Genomic DNA, 26,027 nt, shown 5'->3' on the forward strand with positions numbered 1-26,027 from the left:
ATGTCAACGGTTTAATTGAAAATGATTATCAAAGTCATTGACAACAATTATCAATTGGAGCTAGACTTAAATTAATAAACTATTAAGAAGTTAGAAAGGTTACCATGATATGCTTTTAAAAAGTACTCCATTAAAATGGATTGGTTTACTAATTGCCATCTTGGTGATGGTGTTATTCATGTGTGCCAGTGTCATTTATGGTTATACAGATACCAGTTGGCATACAGCATTTGATGCATTTACAAATAATAACGGATCCAATGAACATATCATTATTCAAACCGTCAGGCTGCCAAGAGCGTTAATCGCTTCAGCTGTCGGAGCTAGCCTGGCCATTGCCGGTGTCCTCATGCAAACCTTAACAAAGAATCCGCTCGCATCCCCAGGTATATTTGGCATCAATGCAGGTGGAGGGTTTGCAGTTGTCGTAGCTATGACTGTGTTTTCTGTAAATAGTTTACAAGCGTTTAGCATTCTTGCTTTTCTAGGAGCTGCCGTTGCAGCGATAAGTGTTTACACCATTGGATCATTTGGCCGTGAAGGTTTAACTCCAATGAAGCTCACATTAGCGGGGGCAGCGATGTCAGCGATGTTTTCCTCCTTTACCCAAGGATTGCTAGTGTTGGATGAGGTCATGCTTGATCAGGTTTTGTTTTGGCTGGCAGGCTCTGTTCAGGGTCGAAAATTAGAGACGCTCGTCTCAGTTTTACCTTATATTGGGATCGGCTGGATTGGTGCTGTGTTAATTGCTGGTAAAATGAATATCCTGTCCATGGGGGAAGATGTTGCCAAGGGGCTTGGTTTAAACACAGGACTTATCAAAATCGCCATAGGCATAATTGTTATTTTACTAGCGGGCGGTTCTGTAGCTGTCGCAGGTCCAATTGGTTTTGTGGGAATTGTGGTCCCACACATTACAAGATCGATTGTAGGAATTGATCATCGTTGGGTCATACCATTTTCTGCTGTTTTAGGTGCGATCCTATTAATCGCGGCAGATATCGCCGCAAGATACATTTTCATGCCGTCTGAGGTGCCTGTTGGTGTCATGACAGCCATCATTGGAACTCCATTCTTTATTTACATCGCAAGAAGGGGGTTCAATGGACGATGAGAAAATATAAAAATTTCCGCCTTTTTAATGGCAGATTGTCCTTTTTAGTTGATCGAAAAGCATCATTAACTTTTACCATCCTTCTCGTCGTTGCCTGCTTTGTTTTTGTGATTAGCACTGGAAGCGGTGAAATGAAGATTAATCCGCTTACAGTGCTAAAAGTGTTATTCGGCGGCGGACCTGAGATGGAAACGCTTATTATTACATCTTTTCGCCTCCCAAGAATTATTGTCGCCTTAATGGTTGGTATTTCACTAGCGATGGCAGGCGGTATTTTACAAGGAATGATCCGAAATCCGCTAGCGTCCCCAGATGTTTTAGGGATTACAGGTGGCGCAGCGGCTGCCGTTGTAAGTTTTTTAGCGATTTTTAGTGATAAAAATCATTCATTAACGGTAAGTATCGCATGGCTGCCATTAGCTGCTTTTATAGGTGCAACAGTGATAGGATTTTTAGTGTATTTCCTTGCTTGGAAAAATGGTGTTTCACCGATCAGGCTTGTGTTGATTGGAATTGGGATCTCAACGCTAATGCAAGCGATCACCACTTTAACCATGGTGATGGGCCCGATTTATCAGGCGAGCCAAGCCAATATATGGATTACCGGAACCGTGTATGGTTCCAATTGGAGTAATGTTGCGATTATTGTCCCGTGGACGGTTGTCTTCGTGATTATTGCTTTGGCAGTGGCACGGACGATTAATCTCCAAGAACTCGGTGATGAGGTTGCAACTGGATTAGGAGGCAAGGTGCAAAAACAACGTTTTCTCTTATTAATGATCAGCACCGCCTTGATAGGAGGCTCCGTTGCTTTTGCCGGGGGCATCGGTTTTGTCGGCTTAATGGCACCGCATATGGCGAGAAGGTTAGTGGGTTCATCGTTTGGAGCATTGCTTCCAGCGAGCGCCTTGATTGGCGGGATTCTTGTCATGATCGCTGATTTAATTGGCAGAACGATGTTTTCACCGTTAGAGGTCCCAGCCGGAGTGTTTACCGCTGGCATCGGGGCACCGTATTTTATTTACTTACTTTTTAAAACACGAAATGCCTAGAAAAGCGGAAGCGCCCGTTTAGCGAAGAACACTTGTCGCTGGGTGCTGGAGCTAGACAATAAGCAAACCAAAAAGTCGACAAGGAGCTGTCAGATGATGAATGCGATTGAAACGAAGAATTTATCACTAACCTATGGGGAGACTCTCATTATTGATGAATTAGATTTGAAGATTCCAAAGGGGGAAATTACCGTGTTTATTGGCGGAAATGGCTGCGGAAAATCAACTCTGCTTCGTTCAATCGCTCGTCTCTTGAAGCCAAAGTCTGGGGCTGTTTTGCTTGAAGGGAAAGCGATTGCCAAGCTGTCCACGAAGGACATTGCGAAAAAGATGGCAATTTTACCACAATCGCCTGCAGCACCTGAAGGGTTAACCGTCCTGCAACTCGTCAAACAAGGCCGCTATCCACACCAAACATGGTTAAAACAATGGTCAGAGGAAGATGAGAAAAAGGTCAATGACGCCCTCAAGGCAACTCGATTAGTGGACCTAAAAGAAAGAACGGTTGATTCGCTCTCTGGAGGTCAGAGACAGCGTGCCTGGATCGCGATGACACTGGCTCAGGATACTGATATCATTCTATTAGATGAACCGACTACCTACCTGGATATGACCCACCAAATCGAAATCCTCGATTTGCTGTTTGAACTAAATGAAAAGAAAAAGCGGACCGTTGTCATGGTGCTTCACGATCTCAATCTGGCCTGCCGTTACGCCCATAATGTCGTGGCTATCAAGGATCAGAAGGTATATGACCAAGGAAAACCGGAACATGTCATTAATTGCAGCCTCGTCAAAAATGTTTTTGGCATGGATTGTGAGGTAACAATAGACCCACTATTTGGGACACCGCTCTGCATTCCTTATGGAAAGGGAAGATGTATCCTCGAAAAGGCGGTAGCGATGAATGGTTAAATTATTCATGGAAAATCAATTGGAAAAATACAGATTCAAGGCCAGCTTAGAGCATTCATTCAATGTTGCTGATCTCTTAGATGAATCGAACCTTAAGGCCTTTTTGAAAAATTTAACCGATGCCCTTGAGGCGCCGTCTGAAAAAGCAGCTGCTTCCATTTTCATCAAACGCTATGCCTTTTTAGTAGTGATGTCGCTTTATGCGATGACTGCTTTGAATAAAAAGCTAAATGTATCGTTGGATAATATAAAAATGGAGTCGGCTGTTCAAGGGAGAGATTGGCTTCCGGCAATTTCATTTAACGATGTTACAGTTCAGGACTGGGATGGAAACGACCGTTCTGAATGGCGAGCCAGGGTTTTGAAAGATCTGTTTGCAATGAACATTTTTCCACTGATCTCACAACTGGAAAAAACAATCGGTATTTCGAAGTTAATCCTGTGGGAAAATATCGCTGTCTACTTATTTTGGCTCTATGAAACCGAACTAAAAGATTATGAGCAAGTTGCAGAGGATTTTCGCTACTTAATATTAGAAGCCGAAGGGTCGTTATTTGGCCGATACAACTTAAATCCACTGCAAAAATACTTTGCTGAAAAGATCTATTTGGAAGAATGGGATGCTAAGATAAGATTGAGAAAGACCTGTTGTTTTACATACCAATTGCCGGCTGGTAAACGCTGCAAAACTTGCCCATGTACCCAAATTACAAAGGACAGAAGGTGTCATGATGGAGAAAGTATTTGTGAAGCAGTTCGAAGCTTTGCTTGAAAAATATAGTGAACTTTTGGTGGGGGAAGCCACTGATGAGACGAGGGAAAAGGTGAAGGTATGGGCTTTGTATTCGCATATCGCCAAGTCAATGCCTGCTCTGGCTAAGCACTGGAATGGGCTCTACCCGGATGCGAAGGAAGAAATGATGCAGATTATTAATGAAATAAAAGTCATGAATGAACAGCACCGTTCCTCATCTCAAAAATAAGCTACATACAAAAACCGGAAGCAGCGCTGCCTCCGGTTTTTGCTATTATTGAAGGGTACCGCCAGATGGTAATTGGTTCGTATACCCTTGAAATTGCTGGTAGGACTGCTGCAGCTTTTGCTGATCAGCGGCTTCAACTGAATACCAGCCCTTTTTAAACATGAGGTCATAAAGGTTGCGCTGGCATTGCTGAGTTTCTGTAAAAACCTGCATAATGTCCTGATACAATCCTTCGTGGCTTGCTTCATGCAGGGCCATACTGTAAGCACTTGTCATATACTTTTCCGTTGTTAGTAAATCATTGATGAAATCGCGTTCGTTCATTTGCGGCGTTTTTGGTACCTGGGTCTCAGGGTTTTTTATCTTTTGTTGTTGGTTTTGGTTTTGATTTTGATTTTGATTCATTTCAACTTTCCTCCCTTTTGCGTCTTTTCTTTATTGCATATTATTGAGTGGCTGCTGTTGGTTGGCGTGCTGTCCTAGGTGACCTAGCAGTTGTTGGTAATGACGCTGGTGCATTTGTCCCACTTTTTCTGCTTCCGCTTTTAATTCAGGGTCCTGACACTGACCGGCAAAAAAGTGTGCTTTTTTAGCAGAGAGCAAATTCCATGACATCATATCTGTTAAATAAAGGGCATCTTTTGTTGATACAACTCCGGGAGGTTCTGGCATCCTTGTTTGTTGATTTTGCATGTTCATGTTGGGCATATTCATATTTTGTTGCTGCATAATAACCCTCCTAATTCGTGTAATCTTTACGACTATATGGTCTCTCAAACAGGAATTTTTATGCAAAAAGAGAAACAGGCTGAAGTGCTCAGCCTGTTTTTCTTCATCCTCGTCTAAATTGATTGTTTTGGCTGTTTTTTTTGTCAACTTGAGCCTCTTCGCCGCCTGGCCCGCCATTGCCCTTCACACTTGCAGCACTAACGCCTGCTTTAGAAGGATCCTTCTTCATTTTCGCCATCGTTATCACCTCGGATATTAGGGTGCCCTTTTATATATTTTTTAAAAAAAATTATAAAATTCCACGTTTATGGATTGCACAAATTTTCAAAATATTCTATAGTAAGTAATAATAAGACTCATTCACATGTGAATTTTTTTTGACAAAAAAATGAATGAGTATTCATTCAAAGTTTGAAGGGGGAGACAAGGTTGAACCAATTGATTAAAAAAGCAGCTGTCCTAGGGTCCGGAGTCATGGGGGCAGGAATTGCTGCCCACCTAGCGAATATCGGTATTCCTACACTATTATTGGATATTGTGCCACGTGAAGTAACGAAAGAAGAAGAAGCAAAAGGACTGACTTTAGCGGATAAACAAGTACGTAACCGCATCAGTGCAACATCTATTCAAAAATTATTGAAGCAAAAACCTGCGCCATTAGCGGTGAAAAAGAATTTGGCACTGATTGAAGCAGGTAACCTGGAAGATGATTTAGTCAAATTGAAAGATGTGGACTGGGTCATTGAGGTGGTTGTTGAAAACCTCAATGTCAAGAAACAGGTATTTGAAAAGGTCGAGCAATACCGAAAACCAGGCAGCATTATCAGTTCCAATACATCTGGAATTTCTGTAGAAGCAATGATTGAAGGCCGTTCCGAAGAGTTCCAAAAGCATTTCCTTGGCACTCACTTCTTTAACCCGCCGCGCTATTTGAAATTACTTGAAGTGATTCCTACTCAATATACGGCTCCAGAAGTAATTTCATTCATGAAAACTTTCGGTGAGGATGTCTTAGGAAAAGGTGTGGTTGTCGCCAAGGATACACCAAACTTTATCGCTAACCGGATCGGGACTTACGGTCTGCTCGTAACTATTCAGGAAATGCTGAAGGCGGGCTTAAGTGTCGGCGAAGTAGACTCCATCACTGGGCCACTCATTGGCCGTGCAAAGAGTGCAACCTTTCGAACCCTAGACGTGGTTGGATTGGACACATTCTATCATGTGGCTAATAACGTCTATGAAAAAGTCGAAGGCAAAGAAAAGGAAGTTTTCGAAATCCCGGCCTTTTTGAAAGCAATGGTTGAAAAAGGATGGCTTGGAAGCAAATCAGGTCAAGGCTTCTTTTTGAAAAAAGGGAAAGAGATTCTTGAATTGGATCCAAACACATTAGAATATGGTCCACGTAAAAAGTTATCGACACCTGCGGTTGAACTTAGCAAGCAGGAAAAAGGGACAGCGAATAAATTGAAAGCGCTTGTATATGCCAATGATCGGGCCGGACAATTCTTATGGAATACAATGGCACAGTCGCTTGTATACTCTGCTCAGCTATTAGGCGAGATTGCTGATAATATCGTTTCCATCGACCGCGCAATGAAATGGGGCTTTGGCTGGGAAACAGGCCCATTCGAAACATGGGATGCGATTGGTGTGGAAAAATCCGTTCAAAAAATGAAGGAAGCCGGTCTTGAAGTTCCAGCCTGGGTAACGGAAATGTTAGAAAAGGGACATTCATCCTTCTATTTAGAAGAAAATGGCGAGTTGTTCTTCTATGATAACGGCCAATATCGATTGGTTGAACTTAATCCGAAGGCACTCGACCTGAAAAAGATTAAGAAACAAAAAGGTGTTATTAAAAAGAATAGCGGGGCAAGTCTGATTGATATCGGTGATGGCGTAGCTCTATTAGAGTTCCATTCACCTAACAATGCCATTGGTCTTGATATTGTTCAAATGATTAACTTTGCCGTGGAAGAAGTTGAGAAGAACTATAAGGGGCTAGTCATCGGGAACCAAGGAAAGAACTTCTGTGTCGGAGCAAACCTAGCGATGATGCTCATGGAAGTCCAGGATGACAATATTTATGAGTTGGATATGATTGTCCGTCACCTTCATAGTGCCTTGCTGAAAGTGAAATACAGCCCTAAGCCAGTCGTCGCTGCCCCGTTTGGAATGACACTTGGCGGTGGTGCTGAGGTGTGCCTGCCGGCTGCGCACATTCAAGCTTCAGCCGAAACGTATATGGGTCTTGTTGAAGTCGGTGTCGGCTTACTTCCAGGCGGCGGCGGAAACAAAGAGCTTTATATGAAGCACTTAGAAAACCTTCCAAACGGTGTACCATTTGACCTGCAAAATGTCGCAAATAAAGTGTTTGAAACGATTGCCACCGCAAAAGTTTCCACTTCCGCTGAAGAAGCACGTGAAAATAATTTCTTGGATTCTTCTGATGGAATCAGCTTTAATAATGATCATCTACTTTATGATGCGAAGCAAGCAGTGTTAGCCTTACACGAACAAGGCTATAAGCCGAAAGTACGCAGAAAGGTGCCGGTCGTTGGTGAAACTGGCTATGCGACCCTGTTACTTGGTGCCGAAGCGATGCGTTTATCTGGGTATATTTCAGAGCATGATCTGAAAATTGCCAAGAAAATTGCCTATGTGATTGCAGGCGGAAAAGTGCCATTTGGGACAGAAGTTGATGAGCAATATTTATTGGATCTTGAAAGAGAAGCTTTCTTAAGCCTTATTTCGGAGCCAAAATCCCAGCAGCGCATGCAGCATATGCTTGTGAAGGGTAAACCATTAAGAAACTAATTTTAAAAAAAGGGGGCTGACCCCCTCTTATAAAAGGTTTCGCTTAGATCGTTAAGAACGAGAGGATAGACCCCAAAATAGATTCGTATTTTTCTAATTTAACAGAAAGTGAGGGAACTTACATGAGAGAAGCGGTAATCGTTGCCGGAGCAAGGACCCCGGTAGGTAAAGCGAAGAAAGGTACGCTCGCCCATGTTCGCCCTGATGATTTGGGAGCATTGGTGGTAAAGGAAACATTAAGGCGTGCTGGAAATTATGAAGGGAATATTGATGATTTAATCATTGGATGTGCAATGCCTGAAGCGGAACAAGGCAACAACATGGCTCGTAATATTGGAGCTTTAGCAGGACTTCCATACACTGTACCTGCCATCACAGTGAATCGTTTCTGTTCTTCAGGATTGCAAGCAATTGCTTATGCCGCACAGGGAATCATGCTTGGCCACACCGATACAGCTATCGCTGGCGGTGCTGAATCCATGAGTATGATCCCCATGATGGGGCATGTCGTCCGTCCAAATATCAAACTAGCAGAAACGGCTCCTCAATATTATATGGGAATGGGTCACACGGCCGAGCAAGTGGCGATGAAATATGGAATTTCCCGCGAGGATCAAGATGCTTTTGCGGTAAGAAGCCATCAGCGTGCCGCAAAAGCGATTACCGAAGGGAAATTCTTCGATGAAATTGTTCCAGTCGATGTGACGATTCGGACGGTCGGTAATGACAATAAGCTTGTTGAAAAAACAATTCAATTTTCACAGGATGAAGGCGTTCGCCCAGATACAAATTTGCAGACATTAGGTAAACTCCGCCCGGCTTTCTCCGTGACAGGTTCGGTAACGGCTGGTAATGCCTCACAGACAAGTGACGGGGCTGCCGTCTTGCTTGTCATGGACCGTGAAAAGGCAGAGGCACTTGGTCTTAAGCCATTGGCAAAATTCAGATCCTTTGCTGTTGGCGGTGTCCCGCCTGAAATTATGGGTGTTGGACCGGTTGTTGCGATTCCAAAAGCGGTTAAACTTGCAGGTCTAGAGTTATCGGATATTAACTTATTTGAATTGAATGAAGCCTTTGCTTCCCAATCCCTCCAAGTTATTCGTGAATTAGGTCTAAATGATGAAATTGTTAACGTAAATGGAGGCGCCATTGCCTTAGGACATCCGCTTGGATGTACAGGAGCAAAATTAACGCTCTCACTCATTCACGAATTAAAACGCAGGAAAGAACAATTTGGTGTAGTAACCATGTGTATTGGCGGCGGAATGGGTGCAGCGGGCGTATTTGAATTACTTTAATCCATTTTGGGCTGTCCCAAGCAAACTGCAACATATACCTTTTACAAGGGGGCGGCTATCTGCCCCCACTAATCAAAGATTAGGAGGAATAAATAATGGCAAACCAAACAGAAAAAATCATTAAAGGCGGAAGCTTTTTAATTGAAGATATTTCTTATGAGCAACTATTTACACCGGAGGATTTTACCGAAGAGCATTTGATGATTGCGAAAACAGCAGAAGATTTTGTTGAAAAAGAAGTGGTTCCACAGCTTGAACATTTAGAAAACCATGAGTTTGACCGGACGGTGAAGCTCCTTAAAAAAGCCGGTGAACTTGGGTTGTTAGCAGTTGACGTACCGGAGGAATATGAAGGCTTAGCCCTAGATAAGATTACCTCATCGCTACTTACCGAAAAAATGGCTGGAGGCGGTGGTTTCTCTCTTTCTCACGGGGCACACGTGGGAATTGGTTCCCTGCCAATCGTGTTATTCGGGAACGAGGACCAAAAACGCAGATATTTACCTGCCCTTGCATCAGGTGAAAAGCTGGCCGCTTATGCCTTAACTGAACCGGGTTCTGGTTCTGATGCCCTTGGTGCCAGAGCAACGGCTAAATTAAATGCTGCAGGTACTCATTATATTCTAAACGGGGAAAAGCAATGGATTACCAATGCCGGTTTTGCTGATGTATTTGTAGTATATGCAAAAATTAATGGCGAGCAATTCACTGCATTCATTGTTGATCGGGATTTCGCTGGAGTTTCAACTGGTGCAGAGGAAAAGAAAATGGGAATTAAGAGTTCTTCCACTCGGACGCTTATTTTAGAAGATGTTCCCGTTCCTGTCGAAAATTTATTAGGTGAAATTGGTAAAGGTCATGTGATTGCCTTTAACATCTTAAATATCGGGCGTTACAAGCTTGCAGTTGGCAGTGTGGGTGGTTCCAAGAAGGCCTTTGAATTGACTGTTAAATATGCAAATGGGCGTCAACAATTTAAAACACCAATTTCACAATTCAATTTAACCAAAGAAAAATTCGGAACCCTGGCCTCTAAGATTTACGCGGCAGAAAGCTCTGTTTATCGTACCATAGGTCTGTACGAAGAAAACCAAGGCAAACTTTCAACTGAAGAAGAAAAGGATATTAAATTAGTGGCAAATTCAATTGCCGAATATGCGATTGAGTGTTCATTGAATAAATTCTTTGCAAGTGAAGTATTAGCCTATGTAACGGATGAAGGTGTACAAATTCATGGTGGATACGGATTTATGCAGGAGTATCCAATTGAAAGAGCATATCGTGATGCACGTATTCAGCGTATTTTTGAAGGAACAAATGAAATTAACCGCCTGCTAGTGCCAGGCACCTTATTGAAAAAAGCGTTCAAGGGAGAGCTCCCATTATTCCAAAAGGCAGTGGCCCTTCAAGAGGAATTAATGATGTTAACACCAGAAGAACCTGGTGATGAGCCACTTGCACAGGAAAAATATCTTGTAAGAAATGCAAAAAAGATTGCCCTTTTAGCAGCTGGTTTAGCCACGCAAAAATATGGCAAGGCACTTGAAAAAGAGCAGGAAGTTTTAGCAAATATCGCGGATCTTATTTCTAACGTGTATGCAATGGAGTCCGTTGTGTTACGTACTGAAAAGGCGATTGCAAAAACTGGTTTAGATAAGAACAAGCAGAAACTTCTTTATACACAAATTTACTGCCAAGAAGCCTTCAATGAGCTTGAGGCGATTGCCAAAGAAACATTAGTGGCTGTTGAACAAGGCGATACCTTGCGTATGATGTTGTCCTCGCTTCGTAAATTTACACGTCATACTCCAATTAATGTCATTGTGAAAAAACGTGAAGCTGCTGATATCATAATTAAGGCTGAACGCTATCTTGTTTAATTAAATCAGGCTCCCTTTCTATTAGGAAGGGGGCTTAAATTTTTATATTAGAAAAGGAAGGAATTTTGAAAAATTAGTCGAATTTTTTGTAAGTAGAACATATTTTTTGCATTAGGATTTTGAAAAACGGTATGATAATATTCAATTGACACTAATAAGTCATTGATATTTTATAGGAAAAGGCGGTGATATTGATGTCTCTGACGTTTTACTGGTATCCGAAATGCGGCACTTGTCGAAACGCGAAGAAATGGCTGGATGCCCATCAGCTTTCCTATGAAGAAGTACATATTGTTGAACATCCTCCAAGTCGTGAGGAATTGCAGGAATTTTATCAAAAAAGCGGACTGGAATTAAAGAAATTCTTTAACACAAGCGGTATGAAATATCGTGAATTAGGTATAAAGGATAAAATGAAGTCTGCAACTGATGAAGAACTGCTAGAATTACTGGCTTCCGATGGCATGTTAATCAAACGGCCGATTTTAACTGATGGTGAAAATGTCACCGTGGGCTTTAAAGAAGAAGAGTATGAAAAAATGTGGCTGTAAGCCTGCTCTTCCTTCATTACTAATGGGAATCGATTTATTTCGATGATAGATTTTAAAAAAATAAATGGAGGTTTTTTAAGATGAGTACACCAAAAGAATTACGGTATTCAGAAGAACATGAATGGGTAAAGGTTGAAGGGGAAAAAGTGCGTGTTGGGATTACTGATTTTGCACAGCATGAATTAGGAGATATCGTTTTCGTTGAACTTCCAGAAGTTGGCGATGAGATATCTGCTGACGAACCATTTGGAAGTGTTGAATCTGTAAAAACCGTTTCTGAGCTTTACGCTCCAGTTAGTGGTAAAGTCGTTGAAGTAAATGAAGATTTAAGTGATAGCCCTGAGTTTGTCAACGAATCTCCATATGAAAAAGCATGGATGATTGTCATTGAATTATCAGACAGCAGCGAACTAGACAAGCTCATGACTGCTGAACAATATGAAGAAATGATTAAAGAAGATTAATTAATCCCGAAAAAGCACCTTGTCAAGGTGCTTTTTCTCTTAATTTCCCACTTTTTCTTCTACTATTTTAGGGGACCTTATAATAAATATATTGAAGAGGGTGGGAGAATGACGTTAAAACAGCAAAGAGTCGATGTTACTGATCGAGTGATTGGCAAAATGAAAAATGGGGAAATGGAACTGTTTCTTGATAATACACCGATTGGAAAAATGAAGCTTTCAGATCACATGCAAGTAGAATTAGAGCATCATTTTGAAGTGGATCAGCAAAAAATCTATCAACATGTCACGACAACAGAAAACCCTAATGCAAAATATACAGATTGTGATGATGGAGGTTGGTGTTAACTAGGTAAATTTCACGTGAATTCTGAGTCAAAACACTATTTTTAAAATGACAATAATGATAAAGTTAACATAGGCAGAAGAATACACACGTAATCAATATTTTAGAATATGTTAACATAAACAACTTCTAATACAGGTGATGGATGATGAATGATTCGTATGTTGACAAAGTTCTTATTGTCGAAGGAAAATCAGATAAAAATAAGGTCAAAAGAATTGTTAAGGAACCAGTAGAAATTATTTGTACCAATGGTACAATCAGTATCACAAAATTAGATGAACTAATTGAATTTCTTGAGGATAAGGATGTCTATATTCTTGTGGATGCCGACTCCTCAGGTGAAAAGCTTCGCAAACAGTTAAAACGAGAATTTCCGAAAGCGGAACATTTGTATATTGACCGGATGTATCGTGAGGTGGCAACTGCGCCAGTGCACCATTTGGCAACCGTTCTAATAGGGGCGAATATCGATGTTCATACTGAATTTTTAGAAATGGGTTAAAAGATATATGAACGAATGGAATCGAACAGATTTATCTGCCTTTCTTGAAAAAAAGGCGACCGGGTTAGTCTATTTTTATACACCCATGTGCGGTACCTGTCAGGTAGCTTCAAAAATGCTGCAGGTCATTGAGCAACTAGTAGAGTTAGATATGGGAAAAATGAATTTAAATTTCTACCCAGACCTTGCTAGGGATTTAGCAATTGAAAGTGTCCCTTGCCTATTATTTGTTGAAGCCGGCAAGATAAAAGAAACCCTCTACGCTTTTCAATCAGTTCCATTTTTGCTTGAAAAAATAAAACAGCATTTATCCTAAGCAGATGCGCGCTTGCATCTGCTTTTTAGGTGTACTCAAGCCTCTTAAGTAAAATCCTACCCGAGAAGAGAGGGAACAGTCCGCAACATGGTCTCTTACGGACAAAACGCATTAGCTAGCCTTTTGTGCATACCATTTAATGTTGACGGTCTCTTATTTAAATTGTGCATAAAGCGAGGGAGCTGATTTGGATAGATAATGAGTTCATTGAGTGGGGCTTTATAACAAGTAAAATGGGGGTTGATAAAAACTACATAAGCCTCAATAGGGATTCGATATTCATTAAGGTCTTTAAAACTCATAATCCACATCCTTTCGATTTCGAATCTAACTTCATTTTACAAAATGCTGCCCTTTAATCAGCAGTAATGTTTGAATAATTCTCAACACTTTTCAAAAAATTCTCTCCATCCGACATATTTCTCAGGAAATCTCCGTAAATCACCTCCAAAAGGTTGTTAATTGTCGACCACTTTAAAGAGGATTTCATGCCCCGTTCCTGTATATTTAATATAAGAGAGCAGACCGGAGTGGTGGATTATGATAGAGATGCTGAAAAACTTTCAATTAGCAATCAAACAGCAAAGGCATGTTCTGCCGTTACTAGAACATATCGATTTGCGAGTGAATTTGGTTTGTGAACAAAAAGCCATTCAGATTATCATAAAGAATGGAGAAATTTTCATACTTCATGATAGCGAAGTGACACGAACGATATCCGAAATCCGCGGTGACCTTAAGGCAATGAAACAACTACTTGAAGGGAAGGAACGGTTAAGGGCCCTTGAACATAACGGCCAATTACGTATTTCCGCTCCAATTCGCAGCACATTATTACTAGAATCTGTCTTCTATTTGACAAAGGCACAGGAAAATTTACCAAAAATAACAAATTTCTAATCAGAGCTATTGACTCGGAATTAAACTTACTGTAAAGTTTTAGGTGAATAATCAAATAATAAAGACAATTCAATAAACATTCTTATCGAGAGTGGCGGAGGGACTGGCCCTTTGAAGCCCAGCAACCGGTTTATAACACAATCACACGGTGCTAAATCCAGCAGAGCGGAGATGCTCTGAGAGATGAGGAGAGAGTCCCCCTCTTCTATGAAGCGGGGGTTTTGTTTGTTGCATTGCAAAAAAGGAGGAAGTAGTATGGGTGAAAATCAAAAGAAGTATCGTTTTGAAACATTGAGTGTTCATGGTGGATTGTCTCCGGATCCGGTAACGGGGGCTCGAGCCGTTCCGATTTATCAAAACAACGCCTATCAATTTAAGAATACAGAGCATGCGGCAAACCTATTTAGCTTAGCGGAACCTGGGTACATATACACACGCATTCACAACCCTACTACTACCGTTTTTGAAGAAAGAGTAGCATTATTGGAAGGCGGCGTTGGTGCCCTAGCAGTTGCTAGCGGTATGGCAGCGATTACCCTCGCCATTTTAAATATTGCTGAAGCTGGCGATGAAATCGTATCGGCATCAAATCTCTATGGAGGAACATATAATCTTTTTGCAGTGACGCTTCCAAAATACGGGATTAAAGTGAAATTTGTTGACCCTGAAAATCCGGAAAACTTCCGTGCTGCTATTACCGACAAAACAAAGGCTGTTTTCGCTGAAACGATTGGTAACCCAAGCCTTCGTGTACTTGATATTGAAAAAGTCGCCGATATTGCTCATGCAGCAGGTGTTCCATTAATTATTGATAACACCTTTGCCACTCCATATCTGTGCCGGCCAATTGAATATGGTGCCGATATTGTGATTCATTCTGCCACCAAATGGCTCTTAGGAAATGGAACAACTACAGGTGGAGTTATTGTCGATGGTGGGAAGTTCGATTGGAATTCGCCGCGATTCCCTGGTTTTACAACGCCAGATGCCAGCTACCATGACCTGGTTTATGCAGAAGCCCTAGGTGAGATCGCCTATATTATCAAAGCACGTGTCCAATTGCTGCGTGACTTAGGACCGGCATTAAGTCCGCAAAATTCCTTCCAGTTTATCCTTGGACTTGAAACACTGCATGTTCGAATGAAGGAGCATGTGGCTAATACTAAAGAAGTGGTGGAATATTTAACTAATCATCCTGCTGTGGAATGGGTATCTTATCCAGGACACCCGTCCCACCCAGATTATGAATTAGCCAAAAAGTACTTGCCAAAAGGTGCAGGTTCCATGGTTGTCTTCGGGATTAAAGGCGGTAAAGAAGCAGGAGCCAAATTAATCGATTCGATTACTCTATGGGCGCATGTGGCAAACGTTGGCGATGCAAAAAGTTTAATTATTCACCCAGCAAGCACCACCCATCAGCAATTAGATGCTGATGGCCTGAAAGCTGCAGGTGTAACAGAGGATTTGATTCGCCTTTCAATCGGTATCGAGAATGTTGAGGATTTAATCGAAGATCTCGAATCAGCTATTTTGGCTGCTACTGGTGTAATCTCATTAAAGGTAAATGCATAAAAGTTACCAAAACTTATTTTTCCGAATATGAAGTTATTTTCATTGACACCCCTTTTTATCCATGATACGATAACTTTCGTAATATAATTACTTAAACAAATTAACGTTTTAATTGAATATAGGTTACTTGATGCTCTTATCAAGAGAGGTGGAGGGATGTGCCCGATGAAGCCCGGCAACCGTCAATATTTATTATTGAAATGGTGCCAATTCACACAAAGCGATTGCTTTGGGAGATGGGAGAAAGGATTATTTTTAATGATGCCTTTCTGCCTGCGCAGAAAGGCTTTTATTTTGTTAAAACAGAATCTTTTTGTTGAAAAAGTCAAACCCTATATTATATAAGCGGTATATTACAATACAAATCTTTCAGAATGTTAAGTAAATTGGATAAGAAGCAGGTGATTCAATGATATCAATAAAAAATGTCCAGAAGATATTCCCTTCTAAACAAGGTCAGCTAAGAGCCGTCGATGATGTCAACCTGGAAATACAAGAGGGAGAAATATTCGGAGTGATTGGATACAGTGGTGCTGGTAAAAGTACCTTAATCCGAATGTTAAATGGATTAGAGCTGCCAACCGACGGAACTGTAACAGTAGCTGGCCGCGTTATTTCGAAGATTAAAGGCAGTGAGCTTCGAAAAGCACGTCAGGAAATCAGCATGATATTTCAGCATTTTAATTTACTGTGGTCGAGGACGGTTAGTGAAAATATCGCTTTTCCACTCGAAATTGCAGGTGTAAATGGTCCACAAAGAAAAAAAAGAGTGGAAGAGCTTATTAAATTAGTTGGCCTAGAGGGAAGAGAAAATGCTTATCCATCCCAGTTAAGCGGTGGACAAAAGCAACGGGTAGGGATTGCCAGGGCACTCGCTAACAATCCAAAAGTGCTGCTTTGTGATGAAGCAACATCCGCACTTGACCCGCAAACAACAGATTCTATATTGGATTTGTTAGTGGATATTAATAAACGGCTTGGTTTAACGATTGTTTTGATTACCCATGAAATGCATGTCATTCGTAAAATATGCCACCAGGTGGCAGTAATGGAAAACGGAAGAGTCGTTGAGCTTGGTCCGGTGTTGAATGTGTTTAAAAACCCGCAGCAGCCGATTACAAAGCGATTTGTCCAGCAGGTAACGGAACCGGATGAAACGATAGAAACAATCAAACATCTACTCGAACTTTATCCGCATGGACAAGTGGTTCAGCTCTCATTCATCGGGGCAGCAGCAGAACAACCATTAATCACAAACGTCATCCGAGATTTCGATGTTGTCGTAAATATTCTTCAAGGGAAAATATCGCACACGCAAAACGGATCATACGGAACATTATTTATTCACTTGGATGGACAGTTAAGCGAAATACAGAAAGCCATCGATTATATTCACTCACAGCAAGTCGGCGTGGAGGTGATCAGTAATGGCTGATTTTATGGAAATGGTAAAGTGGGAAAATTTAATAGAAGCAACACGTGAAACCATTTATATGACTTCCATTTCAGTGTTTACGACTTTTATATTAGGATTATTCCTCGGTCTGCTATTATTTTTAACAGATAAAGGAAATATATGGGCTAATCGGACTGTTAATGTCGTTATTGCCGGCTTTGTTAATATTTTCAGATCGATCCCCTTTATTATCTTAATTGTTTTATTAATTCCTTTTACAAAATTATTGCTTGGGACCATGCTCGGTGCAAATGCAGCGATGCCGGCCCTAATTATTGGAGCAGCTCCTTTTTACGCACGAATGGTAGAAATTGCCCTTAGGGAAATTGATAAAGGTGTTATTGAGGCATCACAATCGATGGGGGCAACACAGGGTCATATCATTTTTAAAGTTTTAATACCGGAATCCTTGCCGGCATTAATTTCAGGGATTACAGTTACAGCAATTTCGCTCGTCGGCTTTACAGCGATGGCCGGAGTCATTGGAGCTGGGGGACTTGGCCATTTTGCCTACCTTGAAGGTTTTCAGCGTAATCGACCGATTGTCACATTAGTTGCAACGATTGCGATTTTAATTTTAGTATTTATCATCCAATTTGCTGGAGATTATTTTACAAAGAAAACAGATAAACGATAACAGGAGGAGTTAAATTATGAAAAGAGTATTTAGTTTTATTTTAGTTGCGCTATTAGCATTTGCCCTAACAGCGTGCGCTGGTGCTAAAAACGATGCGGGGGAAAAAGAAGGAAAAGATGGTAACAAGAAATTAGTCGTTGGTGCATCTGCTGTGCCGCATGCGGAAGTGCTAGAAGCGGCAAAACCCTTATTAAAGAAAAAAGGTATTGACCTAGAAGTGCAAGTTTTTCAAGATTATATCCTGCCAAACGTAGCGTTAAGGGATAAAGAACTCGACGCAAACTATTTTCAAACTCCAGGGTATTTAGATCTTCAAATGAAAGAGAATAAGGATTTTGATTTTGTAAGTGTTGGTGGAATTCATAAGGAACCAATCGGAATTTATTCTAAAAAATATAAAAGCTTAAAAGACCTTCCAAAAGGTGCAAAAATCATTATGAGTGATTCACTAAGTGACCATGGACGTATCTTACCTATATTTGAAAAAGAAGGTTTAATTAAGCTTAAAGAAGGCGTTGGCGCGAATGCAAGAGTAGAGGATATTGTCGAAAATCCAAAGAACCTTGATTTCTCAACTTTAATTGAAGCAAAATTATTAGCTTCTTCTTTCGATAGCGGTGAAGGTGATGCGGTCGTCATTAATACGAACTACGCATTAGAAGGCGGTATTGACATCGGAAAGTATGGAATCGCATTTGAAGGCGATGACGTTGTTCCGGCAAACCTAATTGTCGTTCGTTCAGAGGACAAAGACCGAAAAGAAATCAAAACGCTTGTAGAAGTGCTTCACTCAAAAGAAATTCAAGACTTCATTCTTGATAAATACAAAGGTGCCGTTGTACCAGTTTCTAAATAAGGTAATAAATAGGAAGAAAGTCAGTGTGGAAACACTGGCTTTTTCTCTGTAGTTGTGTCTAAAGATGGCATACATTTAAACAATGACGATGGGTAAAAATAGAGAGAACATTAGACCTGAATTCACTTGGAAATGCTAAAAAAATGAGGTATGATTTTAATCGAGTGTCATTTCCATTAATAATAATATACTGAATTATTATTCAAAACCACTCCAAATCCCCTTTTCATTCTCATTTGGTACAAGCTTAATGAAAATAGATGGACTGTTTTTACTGTTTAAGAGTTGCTAATACATTTCATTTGTTATAAGATTGGAATGAGAATAAAATGAGAATAGAGTTATAGAATAACTCAATCTACAAGAAACAACACTTTCTTTTCGGAGGTATAGATATGGCTGGATCAACTTTAACGATCAAAGATTTACATGTAGCAATTGATGGGAAAGAAATTTTAAAAGGTGTGAACCTTGAAATAAAGGGTGGAGAAATCCACGCAATCATGGGTCCAAACGGTACGGGTAAATCCACTTTATCTTCTGCAATTATGGGTCATCCAAAATATGAAGTGACAAGCGGAACAATCACTTTAGATGGACAAAATGTCCTGGATATGGAAGTAGATGAGCGTGCACGAGCTGGTCTATTCCTTGCAATGCAATACCCTAGTGAAATTAACGGCGTTACCAATGCGGATTTTTTACGTTCAGCACTTAATAGCCGTCTTGGTGAAGGAAATGAAATTTCATTAATGAAATTCATCCGCAAAATGGATAAGCAAATGGAATACCTTGAAATGGACCTTGATATGGCACAACGCTATTTAAACGAAGGCTTCTCCGGCGGTGAGAAAAAACGTAACGAAATCCTGCAATTAATGATGTTAGAACCGAAAATTGCAATTTTAGATGAAATTGACTCCGGACTAGATATCGATGCTTTGAAGGTAGTTTCAAAAGGGATCAATCAAATGCGCGGTGAAGATTTTGGCTGCTTAGTTATTACACATTATCAACGACTTTTAAACTATATCACTCCAGACCATGTGCATGTGATGATGCAAGGCCGTGTTGTAAAATCCGGTGGAGCAGAACTGGCACAACGCTTAGAAGCTGAAGGATATGACTGGATCAAACAAGAGCTAGGAATTGAAGATGAAACAGTTGGGCAAGAAGCGTAAGAGAGGGTTAGGAGGATTACAATGACAACTGAAACCAAATTACCATTTGACAAGGACAATGTTCGCTCCTTTTCAAAAGAAACGAGCGAGCCTGCTTGGTTTGAAGAACTACGTCTAAAAGCATTAGCTGAGTTCGATCAACTGCCAATGCCAAGACCAGACAAAACAAAGATTGATAAGTGGAACTTCACCCAATTCTCACAACATACTGTAAAAAGTGCTCCTTATACTTCACTTGCTGAATTGCCAGAAGAAGTAAAAGCACTGATTGATGTGGATGCTGAAAATAATAATTTATATATTCAACGAAATCAAACTCCGGCCTTTTTATCTTTATCGGAAGAGCTAAAGAGCCAAGGTGTTATTTTCACAGATATTTTTACAGCAGCTAAAGAACATGGTGACTTATTGAAAAAGTATTATATGACACAAGCCATCAATGCCGATGAGCATCGCTTAACCGCTCTAAATGCTGCACTAGTCAATGGCGGAGTTTTCTTATACATTCCAAAAAATGTAGAAGTCTCTGAACCAATACATGCCATTTATGTACATGATAATGATCAGGCGAACTTGTTTAATCATGTCATAGTCGTCGCTGAGGACAATAGCAAAGTAACCTATGTTGAAAACTACATTTCAACGATGGAAGTATCAACTACTGTTGCAAATATCTTGACGGAAGTCATTGTAAATACAAACGCGAAAGTTCAATTTGGCGCAGTTGATACGCTTGCAAAAGGAATCACAACCTATGTAAATCGTCGTGGTGTTGTCGGAAGAGATGCACGAATTGAATGGGCATTAGGTTTAATGAATGAAGGAAATACAATTTCAGATAACACAACTAATTTGATCGGTGATGGCTCCTACGGTGATACGAAAACAGTCGTTGTTGGGCGTGGCGAGCAAACGCAAAACTTTACCACAAAGGTTGTACACTTTGGAAGAAATAGTGAAGGTTATATCTTAAAGCATGGTGTCATGAAGGACAGTGCTACCTCCATTTTTAACGGTATCGGAAAAATAGAACATGGTGCATCTAAATCAAATGCGGAACAAGAATCACGCGTACTTATGCTAAGTGAAAAAGCACGCGGTGATGCTAACCCAATTCTTTTGATTGATGAAGATGATGTAACAGCAGGCCACGCTGCTTCTGTCGGACGTGTTGACCCTGTTCAGCTTTACTACTTGATGAGCCGCGGAATTCGTAAAGAAGAAGCAGAGCGCTTAGTTATTCATGGTTTCCTTGCACCGGTTGTGAATCAGCTCCCAATTGAAGGAGTAAAGAAACAGTTAACTGAGGTAATTGAAAGGAAAGTACGCTAATGAATATCCAGGATATTCGTGCACAATTTCCAATCTTAGAACAAGAGGTCAATGGGAAGCCATTGGTATACTTGGATAGTTCTGCAACATCTCAAAAGCCGCTCCAAGTAATCGAGGCAATTGAAAAATATTATCGTGAAATCAATTCCAATGTCCATCGTGGCGTGCATACACTAGGAACAAGAGCAACAGATGCTTACGAAGGTTCAAGGGAAAAGGTTCGTAAGTTCATCAATGCCAAGTCCATTCAAGAAGTAATTTTTACCCGTGGAACGACAACGTCTTTGAATACGGTGGCTGCAAGCTATGCGGCAGCGAATTTAAAAGCAGGCGATGAAATCGTTATAACCTATATGGAGCACCATAGTAATATCATTCCGTGGCAGCAAGTGGCCAGACGGACAGGCGCCCAGTTGAAATACATTCCACTTCAAGCAGATGGAACAATTTCACTCGATGATGCACGTGCGACGATTACAGCAAACACTAAGGTTGTATCTGTCATGCAAGTATCAAACGTACTTGGCGTCATAAATCCGGTCAAAGAAATTGCTCAAATTGCACACGAGAATGGGGCTATCATGGTTGTAGACGGAGCGCAAAGTGCTCCGCATATGAAAATTGATGTTCAAGATTTAGATTGTGATTTTCTAGCCTTTTCAGGACATAAAATGTGCGGTCCGACCGGTATTGGTGTTCTTTATGGAAAAAAACATCTACTTGAAAACATGGAGCCAATCGAATTTGGCGGCGAAATGATTGATTTTGTGCAATTGTACGAATCAACTTGGAAAGAGCTGCCTTGGAAGTTTGAAGGTGGTACCCCAATCATTGCAGGCGCCATTGGTCTTGGGGCTGCTATCGAATTTTTAAATGAAGTGGGCTTAGACCAGATTGCCGAACATGAACATAAACTTGCAGCATATGCTTTAGAAAAAATGTCTGCTGTAGAAGGAATGACTATTTACGGTCCACTTGATGCAGCGAAGCGGGCAGGACTAATCACCTTTAATTTAAGTGATGTACATCCCCATGATGTAGCAACGGTACTTGATGCGGAAGGTATTGCTGTTCGTGCCGGACATCATTGTGCCCAGCCGCTAATGAGATGGCTTAAAGCCTCCGCGACTGCACGTGCAAGCTTCTACTTGTATAATACAGAAGATGATATAGATAAACTTGTTGAAGGACTTGTTAAAACAAAGGAGTATTTCAGCGATGTCTTCTAATAATTTAGATACACTGTACCGTCAGGTGATTATGGATCATTATAAAAATCCTCGTAATCGCGGTGTTTTAGAGGATGGCAGCCATACCATTAATATGAATAACCCTACTTGTGGTGACCGTATTCAATTAACCCTAAAAGTGGAGAATGGAATTGTGATCGACGCAAAGCAAGAAGGGGAAGGCTGCTCGATTTCTATGTCATCTGCTTCGATGATGACGCAAGCAATTAAGGGGAAAAAAATCGAAGAAGCTTTAAAGTTAGCGAAGATCTTTTCTGATATGATGCAGGGGATCGAATATGACGATGACGATCTCGATTTAGGTGATATTGAAGCACTTCAGGGTGTTAGTAAGTTTCCAGCCCGCATCAAATGTGCCACACTAGCGTGGAAAGCGATGGAAAAAGGTTTGAAAGAAGAGGAACAAGCATAAAATTAAGAAAACGCGGTGGGAGAAGGCAATGTCCAGCTCCAGTGCCTAACTAAGGCGCTTCCGCTTTTCGAAGAATGGAGGAACACGACGATGGCGAAAAAAATGCCGGAAATCGGTGATTATAAATATGGTTTTGCCGATAAAGACGTTTCCATATTCCGATCAAAACGTGGTTTAACATCTGATATTGTAAAAGAAATATCTAAATTAAAGAATGAGCCACAATGGATGTTAGACTTCCGTTTGAAGTCGCTTGAGCATTTTTACAAAATGCCTATGCCACAATGGGGCGGGGATATGGCTTCTTTAAATTTCGATGAAATTACTTATTATGTAAAACCATCCGAAAAATCAGAGAAGTCATGGGATGAAGTACCAGAAGAAATCAAGGCAACTTTTGATAAGCTAGGAATTCCAGAAGCTGAACAAAAGTATCTTGCTGGTGTATCCGCACAGTACGAATCTGAAGTTGTTTACCACAACATGAAGGTAGAACTTGAAGACTTAGGAATTGTCTTTAAGGATACAGATTCTGCTTTAAGGGAAAATGAAGATATATTCCGTGAACACTTTGGAAAAACAATCCCGCCAACTGATAACAAGTTTTCTGCGCTTAACTCTGCTGTATGGTCAGGCGGCTCGTTTATCTATGTGCCACCTGGTGTGAAAGTAGATACGCCATTACAGGCTTACTTCCGTATTAACTCTGAAAACATGGGTCAATTTGAACGGACATTAATCGTTGTTGATGAAGGCGCACACGTGCATTACGTTGAGGGTTGTACAGCACCAGTCTATACAACAAACTCCCTGCACAGTGCCGTTGTAGAGATTGTTATAAAAAAAGATGCTTACTGCCGTTATACAACGATCCAAAACTGGGCTAATAACGTCTTTAACCTTGTAACAAAGCGTGCGGTTTGTGATGCCAATGCAACAATGGAATGGATTGATGGTAACATCGGTTCAAAATTAACGATGAAGTATCCTGCCGTTATTTTAAAAGGCGAAGGCGCTCGTGGTATGACGCTTTCGATTGCAATTGCTGGTAAAGGTCAGCACCAGGATGCTGGGGCGAAAATGATTCATTTAGCTCCAAATACATCGTCAACCATCGTTTCTAAATCAATTTCTAAGCATGGCGGTAAAGTAACCTATCGCGGCCAAGTTCATTTCGGTCGTAAGGCAGATGGGGCACGTTCTAATATCGAATGTGATACATTAATTATGGATAACAAGTCGACATCAGATACAATCCCATACAATGAAATCTTAAACGATAACATTTCGCTCGAGCATGAAGCTAAGGTTTCTAAAGTTTCTGAAGAGCAGCTCTTCTACTTGATGAGCCGTGGTATTTCTCAGCAGGAAGCAACAGAAATGATCGTTATGGGCTTTATTGAGCCATTTACGAAAGAATTACCAATGGAATACGCCGTTGAAATGAACCGTCTCATTAAGTTCGAAATGGAAGGATCGATCGGTTAATATTTTTTATAAAATTTACCCGCTTTGCCGCAATGGCAGGCGGGTTTTTGCGTTGAAAATCAGTTTACTGTCGGATAGGTGTGGTTTACTGTCGGATAGCACCAGTATATTGGCGGATAAGGTGAGAAACTGGCGGATAGCCTCACTTTACTGGCGACTGCCCCCATTTGCCATGAAATTGTTGTTTTCACCTAAATATCTTCGACCCTTTTTCTCAAATCGAAAAATGGATATGCTATTATTAATAGTTGGAGGTGAGTTTTTTGATCTACATCGGTGTAACCGGCTGGGGCGACCATGATAGCTTATATCCAGGCCAAATTTCGTCAAGGGACAAACTGAAAGCATATGCAGGCCACTTTCCAATCGTAGAGGTAGATTCAGCCTTTTATGCGATTCAGCCAAAAAGAAATGCTGAGAAGTGGGTCAATGAAACACCTGCCAGCTTCCAGTTTATTGTCAAAGCCTACCAGGGAATGACCGGACATATGCGAGGGGAAATTCCGTTTGAAAATAAACAGGCGATGTTCCGAGCCTTCAAAGATTCGCTCGAACCATACATAGAAACGAATAAACTAGCGATGACCCTTTTTCAATTTCCACCATGGTTTACATGTACTCGCGAAAATGTCGAATACTTAAGATGGTGCAAGCATGAGATGGGTGACCTTCCTTGCGCGTTAGAATTTAGACATCAGTCATGGTTCACTCCCCAGTATCGTCAAAAAACACTTGATTTTATGACAAAAGAAAAATGGATTCATAGTATTTGTGATGAACCACAATCCGGAGAAGGTTCTATCCCAATGGTAGTACAGGCGACCACTCAAGAGAAGGTTGTTGTCCGTTTTCATGGCCGTAATGTCCATGGCTGGCAAAAACGAATCGGAGAGGATTGGCGTGAGGTCCGTTATCTTTACCGCTATAACCAAAAAGAGCTAGAAGAATGGGCAGATTCCATTCAAAAATTAGCCCAGGAATCAAGAGATGTTTATCTCCTTTTTAACAACAACTCTGGCGGAGATGCGGCAGGCAATGCCAAGGAAATGGTCAACCTTTTACAAATTGAATATCAGGGACTTGCTCCACGCCAGCTAGATTTATTATAAAAGGGATACAAAACAGCGAGAGGTTAGGAGAAAGAAAACATGGAATGGATTATTCTAGTAGTGATTGGACTTATTGCGAGTTCGTTAGGCTCGCTGATAGGATTAGGCGGCGGAATTATTATTGTTCCCTCGTTGCTTTATTTATCAACCCTATCAGCCTTTGGACATATAACACCTCAGGTTGCGGTAGGAACATCACTGTTTACGATGATTTTTACAGGTCTATCATCTACATTAGCTTATATGAAACACAAAACAGTTGATTATAAAAGCGGCCTGATTTTTCTAATCGGAAGTGGTCCAGGGAGTATTCTGGGCGCATGGGTAACTGAAGGCTTACATATGAAGACGTTCAATATCTTTTTCGGTTTATTTATTATTTTTATTTCGATTATTTTATTACTGAAGGACAAATTAAAGCCCATTCCTTATCAGAAAGATCGGGGAATCATCCGCACTTTTACAGATAATGCGAGTAAAACCTTTGAATATGGCTATAACCCAATAGTGGGAGTCCTGATTGCTTTTATAGTGGGCTTTTTATCGGGAGTCTTTGGTGTGGGCGGCGGGTCCTTAATGGTTCCGACCATGATTTTGGTTTTTTTCTTTCCACCACATGTGGCAACCGCCACGTCAATGTTTATGATTTTACCAACATCCTTGCTGAGCTCAATTACACATATTACTTTAGGAAATGTGGACTGGCTTTATGCTCTAGCATTGGTTCCTGGGGCTTGGATTGGAGCTAAGGTGGGTGTCTTTTTAAACACAAAGCTTAAGAGTAAAACAATTGTGGTAATTTTACGAACCATTCTTGTCATTGTTGGAATCAGGTTAATTTATCAAGGAATTTTTGGGCAGGTCTAG

The 26,027-nt window shown here is 40.8% G+C and carries 28 protein-coding genes and 2 riboswitches; of the genes, 25 read left to right on the top strand and 3 right to left on the bottom strand.

From position 1 onward, the window contains the following. The first annotated feature begins 109 nt into the window (after positions 1–109). The 5 genes from ACSU6B_RS02870 (at position 110) to ACSU6B_RS02890 (ending at position 4,064) form a co-directional block, all read left to right on the top strand. Entirely contained in the window at positions 110–1,114 is a 1,005-nt protein-coding gene (locus ACSU6B_RS02870; RefSeq protein WP_410882600.1) for a FecCD family ABC transporter permease, read from the top strand. Continuing rightward, entirely contained in the window at positions 1,111–2,166 is a 1,056-nt protein-coding gene (locus ACSU6B_RS02875) for a FecCD family ABC transporter permease (protein ID WP_410882602.1), read from the top strand. The genes ACSU6B_RS02870 and ACSU6B_RS02875 overlap by 4 nt, the downstream gene beginning before the upstream one ends. Before the next feature lie 96 nt (positions 2,167–2,262). Continuing rightward, on the top strand, positions 2,263–3,081 hold the full coding sequence (locus tag ACSU6B_RS02880; protein WP_410882795.1) for an ABC transporter ATP-binding protein: 819 nt from the start codon (positions 2,263–2,265) through the stop codon (positions 3,079–3,081). Further along, the gene (gene fhuF, locus ACSU6B_RS02885) at positions 3,074–3,853 is read left to right on the top strand and encodes a siderophore-iron reductase FhuF (RefSeq protein ID WP_410882604.1); all 780 of its coding nucleotides are present in this window, start codon (positions 3,074–3,076) and stop codon (positions 3,851–3,853) included. The genes ACSU6B_RS02880 and fhuF overlap by 8 nt, the downstream gene beginning before the upstream one ends. Beyond that, positions 3,813–4,064, top strand: a complete 252-nt coding sequence (locus ACSU6B_RS02890) for a YusU family protein (RefSeq protein ID WP_410882606.1) — start codon at positions 3,813–3,815, stop codon at positions 4,062–4,064. The genes fhuF and ACSU6B_RS02890 overlap by 41 nt, the downstream gene beginning before the upstream one ends. Positions 4,065–4,109: 45 nt before the next feature. On the opposite strand, the gene ACSU6B_RS02895 is transcribed toward ACSU6B_RS02890, so the two are convergent. The 3 genes from ACSU6B_RS02895 to ACSU6B_RS02905 form a co-directional block, all read right to left on the bottom strand. Then, on the bottom strand, positions 4,110–4,469 hold the full coding sequence (locus tag ACSU6B_RS02895) for a spore coat protein (RefSeq protein WP_410882608.1): 360 nt from the start codon (positions 4,467–4,469) through the stop codon (positions 4,110–4,112). A gap of 30 nt (positions 4,470–4,499) precedes the next feature. Continuing rightward, positions 4,500–4,793 carry a hypothetical protein gene (locus ACSU6B_RS02900; protein WP_088089513.1) on the bottom strand — a complete coding sequence of 98 codons (294 nt, stop codon included), beginning with the start codon at positions 4,791–4,793 and terminating at the stop codon, positions 4,500–4,502. Positions 4,794–4,896: 103 nt separating this feature from the next. Further along, positions 4,897–5,031, bottom strand: a complete 135-nt coding sequence (locus tag ACSU6B_RS02905) for a YuzL family protein (protein WP_215005423.1) — start codon at positions 5,029–5,031, stop codon at positions 4,897–4,899. 191 nt (positions 5,032–5,222) lie between these two features. Here ACSU6B_RS02905 and ACSU6B_RS02910 point away from each other — a divergent pair, with 191 nt between their 5' ends. The 20 genes from ACSU6B_RS02910 (at position 5,223) to ACSU6B_RS03005 (ending at position 26,027) form a co-directional block, all read left to right on the top strand. Further along, the gene (locus ACSU6B_RS02910) at positions 5,223–7,607 is read left to right on the top strand and encodes a 3-hydroxyacyl-CoA dehydrogenase/enoyl-CoA hydratase family protein (RefSeq protein WP_410882610.1); all 2,385 of its coding nucleotides are present in this window, start codon (positions 5,223–5,225) and stop codon (positions 7,605–7,607) included. A gap of 122 nt (positions 7,608–7,729) precedes the next feature. Continuing rightward, positions 7,730–8,905, top strand: coding sequence for an acetyl-CoA C-acetyltransferase (locus tag ACSU6B_RS02915; RefSeq protein WP_215005417.1), 1,176 nt, complete (start codon positions 7,730–7,732; stop codon positions 8,903–8,905). A gap of 95 nt (positions 8,906–9,000) precedes the next feature. Beyond that, a complete protein-coding gene (locus tag ACSU6B_RS02920; protein ID WP_410882612.1) occupies positions 9,001–10,785 on the top strand; it encodes an acyl-CoA dehydrogenase family protein in 1,785 nt (594 codons plus the stop codon). A gap of 194 nt (positions 10,786–10,979) precedes the next feature. Beyond that, positions 10,980–11,336, top strand: coding sequence for an arsenate reductase family protein (locus ACSU6B_RS02925; protein ID WP_410882614.1), 357 nt, complete (start codon positions 10,980–10,982; stop codon positions 11,334–11,336). 80 nt (positions 11,337–11,416) lie between these two features. After that, complete coding sequence (gcvH, locus tag ACSU6B_RS02930) at positions 11,417–11,800, top strand: glycine cleavage system protein GcvH (RefSeq protein WP_215005408.1); 384 nt, start codon at positions 11,417–11,419, stop codon at positions 11,798–11,800. A gap of 108 nt (positions 11,801–11,908) precedes the next feature. Beyond that, positions 11,909–12,148 (top strand): YusG family protein, encoded by a 240-nt coding sequence (locus ACSU6B_RS02935; RefSeq protein ID WP_214715623.1) that lies wholly within the window; start codon positions 11,909–11,911, stop codon positions 12,146–12,148. A gap of 146 nt (positions 12,149–12,294) precedes the next feature. After that, the gene (locus ACSU6B_RS02940; RefSeq protein WP_410882616.1) at positions 12,295–12,651 is read left to right on the top strand and encodes a toprim domain-containing protein; all 357 of its coding nucleotides are present in this window, start codon (positions 12,295–12,297) and stop codon (positions 12,649–12,651) included. A gap of 7 nt (positions 12,652–12,658) precedes the next feature. Continuing rightward, positions 12,659–12,967: a thioredoxin family protein gene (locus ACSU6B_RS02945; RefSeq protein ID WP_168245604.1), complete on the top strand. Its 309-nt coding sequence runs from the start codon at positions 12,659–12,661 to the stop codon at positions 12,965–12,967. A gap of 540 nt (positions 12,968–13,507) precedes the next feature. Beyond that, positions 13,508–13,867: an SCP2 sterol-binding domain-containing protein gene (locus ACSU6B_RS02950; protein ID WP_410882618.1), complete on the top strand. Its 360-nt coding sequence runs from the start codon at positions 13,508–13,510 to the stop codon at positions 13,865–13,867. A 79-nt stretch (positions 13,868–13,946) separates the two neighbouring features. Beyond that, positions 13,947–14,057, top strand: a riboswitch (SAM riboswitch). Between the two features lie 65 nt (positions 14,058–14,122). Next, positions 14,123–15,439, top strand: coding sequence for an O-acetylhomoserine aminocarboxypropyltransferase/cysteine synthase family protein (locus ACSU6B_RS02955; protein ID WP_410882620.1), 1,317 nt, complete (start codon positions 14,123–14,125; stop codon positions 15,437–15,439). A 133-nt stretch (positions 15,440–15,572) separates the two neighbouring features. Further along, a riboswitch (SAM riboswitch) is annotated at positions 15,573–15,682 on the top strand. 166 nt (positions 15,683–15,848) lie between these two features. Further along, on the top strand, positions 15,849–16,874 hold the full coding sequence (locus tag ACSU6B_RS02960) for a methionine ABC transporter ATP-binding protein (RefSeq protein ID WP_410882622.1): 1,026 nt from the start codon (positions 15,849–15,851) through the stop codon (positions 16,872–16,874). After that, the gene (locus tag ACSU6B_RS02965; protein WP_215005393.1) at positions 16,867–17,532 is read left to right on the top strand and encodes a methionine ABC transporter permease; all 666 of its coding nucleotides are present in this window, start codon (positions 16,867–16,869) and stop codon (positions 17,530–17,532) included. The genes ACSU6B_RS02960 and ACSU6B_RS02965 overlap by 8 nt, the downstream gene beginning before the upstream one ends. A 16-nt stretch (positions 17,533–17,548) precedes the next feature. Further along, a complete protein-coding gene (locus ACSU6B_RS02970) occupies positions 17,549–18,388 on the top strand; it encodes a MetQ/NlpA family ABC transporter substrate-binding protein (RefSeq protein ID WP_410882625.1) in 840 nt (279 codons plus the stop codon). A 395-nt stretch (positions 18,389–18,783) separates the two neighbouring features. Beyond that, positions 18,784–19,569, top strand: a complete 786-nt coding sequence (gene sufC / locus ACSU6B_RS02975) for a Fe-S cluster assembly ATPase SufC (protein WP_088089497.1) — start codon at positions 18,784–18,786, stop codon at positions 19,567–19,569. A gap of 21 nt (positions 19,570–19,590) precedes the next feature. Next, entirely contained in the window at positions 19,591–20,901 is a 1,311-nt protein-coding gene (gene sufD / locus ACSU6B_RS02980) for a Fe-S cluster assembly protein SufD (RefSeq protein ID WP_168245597.1), read from the top strand. After that, positions 20,901–22,130: a cysteine desulfurase gene (locus ACSU6B_RS02985; protein WP_410882627.1), complete on the top strand. Its 1,230-nt coding sequence runs from the start codon at positions 20,901–20,903 to the stop codon at positions 22,128–22,130. The genes sufD and ACSU6B_RS02985 overlap by 1 nt, the downstream gene beginning before the upstream one ends. Next, positions 22,120–22,563, top strand: coding sequence for a Fe-S cluster assembly sulfur transfer protein SufU (sufU, locus tag ACSU6B_RS02990; RefSeq protein WP_410882629.1), 444 nt, complete (start codon positions 22,120–22,122; stop codon positions 22,561–22,563). The genes ACSU6B_RS02985 and sufU overlap by 11 nt, the downstream gene beginning before the upstream one ends. 90 nt (positions 22,564–22,653) lie before the next feature. Further along, positions 22,654–24,051 carry a Fe-S cluster assembly protein SufB gene (gene sufB, locus ACSU6B_RS02995; protein ID WP_088089493.1) on the top strand — a complete coding sequence of 466 codons (1,398 nt, stop codon included), beginning with the start codon at positions 22,654–22,656 and terminating at the stop codon, positions 24,049–24,051. Positions 24,052–24,314: 263 nt separating this feature from the next. Further along, positions 24,315–25,160 (top strand): DUF72 domain-containing protein, encoded by an 846-nt coding sequence (locus ACSU6B_RS03000; protein WP_410882631.1) that lies wholly within the window; start codon positions 24,315–24,317, stop codon positions 25,158–25,160. Positions 25,161–25,199: 39 nt separating this feature from the next. Continuing rightward, positions 25,200–26,027 (top strand): sulfite exporter TauE/SafE family protein, encoded by an 828-nt coding sequence (locus ACSU6B_RS03005; protein ID WP_410882633.1) that lies wholly within the window; start codon positions 25,200–25,202, stop codon positions 26,025–26,027.

The sequence above is a fragment of the Neobacillus sp. C211 genome (genome assembly GCF_051842875.1).
Lineage (GTDB): Bacteria > Bacillota > Bacilli > Bacillales > Cytobacillaceae > Neobacillus.